The following is a 5,126-nucleotide window of genomic DNA, read 5'->3' as shown; positions in this document are numbered from 1 at the left end:
CAGCGCGCTCGGCGGCACGGCGCTGGCGGGCCTCGGCTCGTGCCGCCTCGCGGGCCTCGCGCGCGTCACGCGCCGACGCGGGCGGCGGCGGCGGGTCGAGCGGCACCGGCGCGCGGGGCGCCGCCGTGATGACGGGTGAGGTAGTCGTGCCGGCCGGCGGCGGCGTCGGCGCACCGGCGCGGATGGCCGTCGGCGGATCGAACAGCAGCGTGTACTCGCGGACGAGTCGGCCGGTCGCCCACGAGACTTCGAGGATGACGTCGACGAAGGGCTCCTGGACGCCGCGATCGCTGATCAGCCGGACGAACAGGCGACCGTCGGGGCGCTTCTCGAGCGTGGCCCGGGTACCCGGGAGGACAGGGTTGTAGTCGACATTGGCGGCGCGATAGGACTCGGGCGGCGCGATGCGGATGCGCAGGTTGGCCTGCTCCTCGGCGGTCATGCTCGTGACGTCGATCTCGGCGCGGAGCACCTCGCCGAGCGACGACTGGACGCTGAGTCGACCCAGGCCGAGCGCGGAAGCGACGGGAGACGCAAGGCAGAGCGCAGCAGCAGCGATGCTCGTCAGCGCAAAGCGCCCCGAGGACTTCAGTTTTCTGTTCAAGGCGTCTCCCGAATGGACGATGCGGACCCGCCATGGGGTCCGCCATGACGGCGCGGGCCTTCCGGGGGCCCGCCGATCTCGATCAAGCCGACCCCGACGTCCTGGAGGTGGCCCTGGAAACTGCTGATCGCAAGACGGAAATCACCATAACATCAGCCATATAGGGTGACAAGCTCATGCAATGGCTGACGTTCGCGCAATCGGCTGTTACGAGTCTTCTTACCGGCGATGTTGCAGTCCGGCAACGTCGTGAGGCACTTCGAAACGCACTCACCGCTCGAGCAGGATGCGCAGCATCCGCCTCAGCGGCTCGGCCGCACCCCACAGGAGCTGGTCGCCGATCGTGAACGCGCCCAGGTAGCGCTCGCCCATGGCGAGCTTGCGCAGGCGCCCGACCGGGATCGTCATCGTCCCAGTCACGGCCACCGGCGTGAGGTCGCGAACGCTGTCGATCCTCGTGTTCGGAACGAGCTTCACCCAGGCGTTGTCGGCACGGATCATGGCCTCTATGTCGGCCAGGGGCACGTCGGACTTGAGCTTGATCGTGAGCGACTGGCTGTGGCAGCGCATCGCGCCGATGCGCACGCACGTCGAGTCGATGGGCACCGCCGCCGATCCGGGCCGGCCCAGGATCTTGTTCGTCTCGGCGCCGCCCTTCCACTCCTCGAGGCTGGTGCCGTCGCCGCGGTCGACGTCGATCCACGGGATGAGGCTGCCGCCGAGGGGAACGCCGAAGTTCGCGGTCTCCTCCGGCGTCATCGTGCGTTGCCGCGCGGCGATGGCCCGGTCGATGTCGAGGATCGCCGACTTCGGATCGGCGAGCAGGTCGCGGACCTCCGCGTTGAGCGTGCCGTACTGCGTGAGGAGCTCGCGCATGTGCTGCGCGCCACCGCCGGAGGCGGCCTGGTAGGTGGTGCACGTCATCCACTCCACGAGGTCGGCCTTGAACAGCGCGCCGACGCCCATCAGCATGCAGCTCACGGTGCAGTTGCCGCCGATGTAGTTGCGGATGCCGCGCGAGAGGGCCTGGTCGATGACGTTGCGGTTGATCGGGTCCAGGACGATGACGGCGTCGCCCTGCATGCGCAGGGTCTTCGCGGCGTCGATCCAGAAGCCCTTCCAGCCGGCGGCACGCAGGCGCGGGTAGACGTCCTTCGTGTAGTCGCCGCCCTGCGCGGTGATGATGACGCTGCAGCGCTTCAGCGCCTCGATGTCGTGCGCGTCCTGCAGGCGGGTTTCGTTCTTCGCCTGCGCCGGCGCCCGGCCGCCCTTGTCGCTGGTGCTGAAAAAGAGCGGCTCGATGAGGTCGAAGTCGCCCTCGGCCTGCATGCGCTCGAGAAGCACGGAGCCGACCATGCCCCGCCATCCGACCAGTCCCGTGAGTTCCATCGTCGTCCCGTCCTGTGGTTGAGTGCCCTCTTCTCCCCGGCCGCCTGCGCCGGGATCGGGCAAGACGAGCGGGCGCGTTCTAGTGCTTGGTGGTCGCCTTGATGGTCGCGCCGGTGCCGAGCGCGGCGACGACGGCATCGCCCATCGCGCGCGTGCCGACCTTCTGCGCGCCCTCGGACCAGATGTCGGCCGTGCGCAGGCCCGACGCGAGCACGCTGCGCACCGCCTGCTCGACGCGGGCGGCGGCTTCGGGCTGGTGAAGGGAAAAGCGCAGCATCATGGCGACCGACAGAATTGTAGCCAGCGGGTTCGCCAGGTCCTTGCCGGCGATGTCGGGCGCGCTGCCGTGGCTGGGCTCGTAGAGACCTTTGTCACGGGAGTCGAGCGAGGCCGAGGGCAGCATGCCGATCGAGCCGGTCAGCATCGCCGCCTCGTCGGAGAGGATGTCGCCGAACATGTTGCCGGTGACGACCACGTCGAAGCTCTTCGGCGCGCGGACGAGCTGCATCGCGGCGTTGTCGACGTACATGTGGTCGAGCGCCACGTCCGGGTAGCCCGCGTGCACCTCGCTGACGACGTCCTTCCAGAACTGGAAGGTCTCGAGCACGTTGGCCTTGTCGACGCTGGTCAGGCGCTTGCTCCGCTTCTGCGCCGCCTGGAACGCCACGTGCGCGATGCGCTCGATCTCCGGCCGGGTGTAGCGCATCGTGTCGAAGGCTTCCTCCGCGCCGGCGAACGGCCCGTCCGGGGCCGCGCGACGGCCGCGCGGCTGGCCGAAGTAGATGTCGCCGGTGAGCTCGCGGATGATGAGGATGTCTAGGCCGGCGACGAGCTCCGGCTTCAGGCTCGATGCGCTGGTCAGCTCCGGGTAGCAGAGGGCAGGACGGAAGTTCGCGAACAGGCCGAGCGACTTGCGCAGGCCGAGGATCGCCTGCTCCGGCCGCAGCGCCCGTTCGAGCTTGTCGTACTTCCAGTCGCCGACGGCGCCGAAGAGGATGGCGTCGGCCGCCTTCGCCAGCGCCAGCGTCGAGTCCGGCAGCGGGTGGCCGTGCGCCTCGTAGGCCGCGCCGCCGACGAGGGCGGTCTCGGTCTCGAAGCGCAGGTCCAGTGCGCCGAGGACGCGCTCGGCCTGGGCGACGATTTCGGTGCCGATGCCGTCGCCCGGCAGGATGGCGATCTTCATGCCCTGCTCACCGGATCGTCGCGCCGAGCCACGGCTTGGCCAGCAGCCGCTCGGCCTCGAAGGCGCGGATGACCTCCGCATGGCGAAGCGTCAGGGCGATGTCGTCGTATCCGCCGAGCAAGCAGAACTTGCGGAAGGACTCGACCTCGAAGGCCAGCTCCCGGCCATCGGGCTTGACGACCGCCTGCCGCTCGAGATCGATCGTGAGCTCGTAGCCGGCGAAGACGGCGACCTCGTCGAAGAGCCGGCCGACGTCGGCTTCGGGAAGGCGGATCGGCAGCAGGCCGTTCTTGAAGCAGTTGTTGTAGAAGATGTCGGCGTAGCTCGGCGCGATGAGTGCGCGGAAGCCGAACTGCTGCAGCGCCCACGGCGCATGCTCGCGCGACGATCCGCAGCCGAAGTTCTTGCGCGCGAGCAGGATCGACGCACCCCGGTAGCGCGGCTGGTTGAGGACGAAATCGGGGTTGGCGCGGCGCGATGCCGGGTCCTGGCCCGGCTCGCCGTGATCGAGGAAACGCCACTCGTCGAACAGGTTCTCGCCGAAGCCCGACTTGCGGATCGACTTCAGGAACTGCTTCGGGATGATGGCGTCCGTGTCGACGTTCTCCCGGTCCAAGGGCGCGACCAGCCCCGTGTGCACGCGAAAAGGCGTCATGGCTCTGCTCCTCAGATCAGCCGGCGCACGTCGACGAAGTGGCCCTCGATCGCCGCCGCTGCCGCCATCGCCGGACTGACCAGGTGGGTGCGCCCGCCGGCGCCCTGCCGGCCTTCGAAGTTGCGGTTGCTGGTCGAGGCGCAGCGCTCGCCCGGCTCGAGCCGGTCGGCGTTCATGGCCAGGCACATCGAGCAGCCGGGCTCGCGCCACTCGAAGCCGGCGCTCCTGAACACCTCGTCGAGCCCCTCCTTCTCGGCCTGCTGCTTGACCAGCCCCGAGCCCGGAACGACAAGCGCCAGCCGCACGTTGGGCGCGACGCGCGCGCCGAGCCGGCGCACGACGGCGGCCGCTTCGCGCAGGTCCTCGATGCGCGAGTTCGTGCACGAGCCGATGAAGACCTTGTCGATGCGGATGTCGCCGATCGGCTGGTTCGGCTTCAGGTCCATGTAGCGGAGCGCGCGCTCCATGGCCTCGCGCTTGCCGGCGTCCTTCTCGCGCTCAGGGTCCGGGACGCGATCCCCGATCGACAGCACCATCTCCGGCGAGGTACCCCAGGTGACCTGGGGCTGCACGGCCGCGGCGTCGATATCCACCACGGCGTCCCAGCGCGCATCGGCGTCGGAGCGCAGGGTCGACCAGTAGCGAACGGCCGCGTCCCATTCGACGCCGCGCGGGCTGTAGGGCCGGCCCTTGACGTAGGCGATCGTCGTCTCGTCGACGCCGATCAGCCCGGCCCTCGCGCCGGCCTCGATGGCCATGTTGCAGATCGTCATGCGGCCTTCCATCGACAGCGCCCGGATGGCCGAGCCGGCGAACTCGATGGTGTAGCCGGTGCCGCCGGCGGTGCCGATCCGGCCGATGATCGCCAGCACGATGTCCTTGGCGCTGCAGCCGCGGCCGAGCCGGCCTTCGACGCGCACCAGCATGTTCCTGGCCTTGCGCGCGAGCAGCGTCTGCGTCGCCAGCACGTGCTCGACCTCGCTGGTACCGATGCCGTGCGCGAGAGCGCCGAACGCGCCGTGCGTCGAGGTGTGCGAGTCGCCGCAGACGACGGTCATGCCGGGCAGCGTCGCGCCCTGCTCCGGGCCGATGACGTGGACGATGCCTTGGCGCACGTCGTTCATCTTGAACTGGGTGACGCCGTGCCGGTCGCAGTTGGCGTCGAGGGTGTCGACCTGCAGCTTCGAGATCGGGTCCGCGATGCCCTGCGAGCGGTCGGTCGTGGGCACGTTGTGATCGCTGACGGCCAGGTTGGCGGAGAGGCGCCAGACCTTGCGCCCGGCCTGCTCGATGCC

General features: G+C 69.5%; 5 protein-coding genes. All 5 read right to left on the bottom strand.

The window, feature by feature from the left end; all coding sequences use genetic code 11:
- Positions 1-604 (bottom strand): type IV pilus assembly protein FimV (locus AC30N0_RS02325; RefSeq protein ID WP_489516327.1); only part of this gene is annotated, 604 nt, incomplete at its 3' end.
- 270 nt (positions 605-874) lie between these two features.
- Positions 875-1,993 carry an aspartate-semialdehyde dehydrogenase gene (gene asd, locus AC30N0_RS02320; protein ID WP_489516326.1) on the bottom strand — a complete coding sequence of 373 codons (1,119 nt, stop codon included), beginning with the start codon at positions 1,991-1,993 and terminating at the stop codon, positions 875-877.
- Between the two features lie 79 nt (positions 1,994-2,072).
- Positions 2,073-3,176 (bottom strand): 3-isopropylmalate dehydrogenase, encoded by a 1,104-nt coding sequence (gene leuB / locus AC30N0_RS02315; RefSeq protein ID WP_489516325.1) that lies wholly within the window; start codon positions 3,174-3,176, stop codon positions 2,073-2,075.
- 7 nt (positions 3,177-3,183) lie between these two features.
- Positions 3,184-3,831: a 3-isopropylmalate dehydratase small subunit gene (gene leuD / locus AC30N0_RS02310; RefSeq protein ID WP_489516324.1), complete on the bottom strand. Its 648-nt coding sequence runs from the start codon at positions 3,829-3,831 to the stop codon at positions 3,184-3,186.
- 11 nt (positions 3,832-3,842) lie between these two features.
- Positions 3,843-5,126, bottom strand: a 1,284-nt coding sequence (leuC, locus tag AC30N0_RS02305) for a 3-isopropylmalate dehydratase large subunit (protein ID WP_489516323.1), incomplete at its 5' end; no start/stop codon positions are given.

Origin of the sequence: Rhizobacter sp., from assembly GCF_031412495.1 — a bacterium.
GTDB lineage: Bacteria > Pseudomonadota > Gammaproteobacteria > Burkholderiales > Burkholderiaceae_C > Schlegelella_A.
The sequence above is the reverse complement of the archived record's forward strand: the minus strand, read 5'-3'. Positions and strand labels throughout refer to the sequence as shown.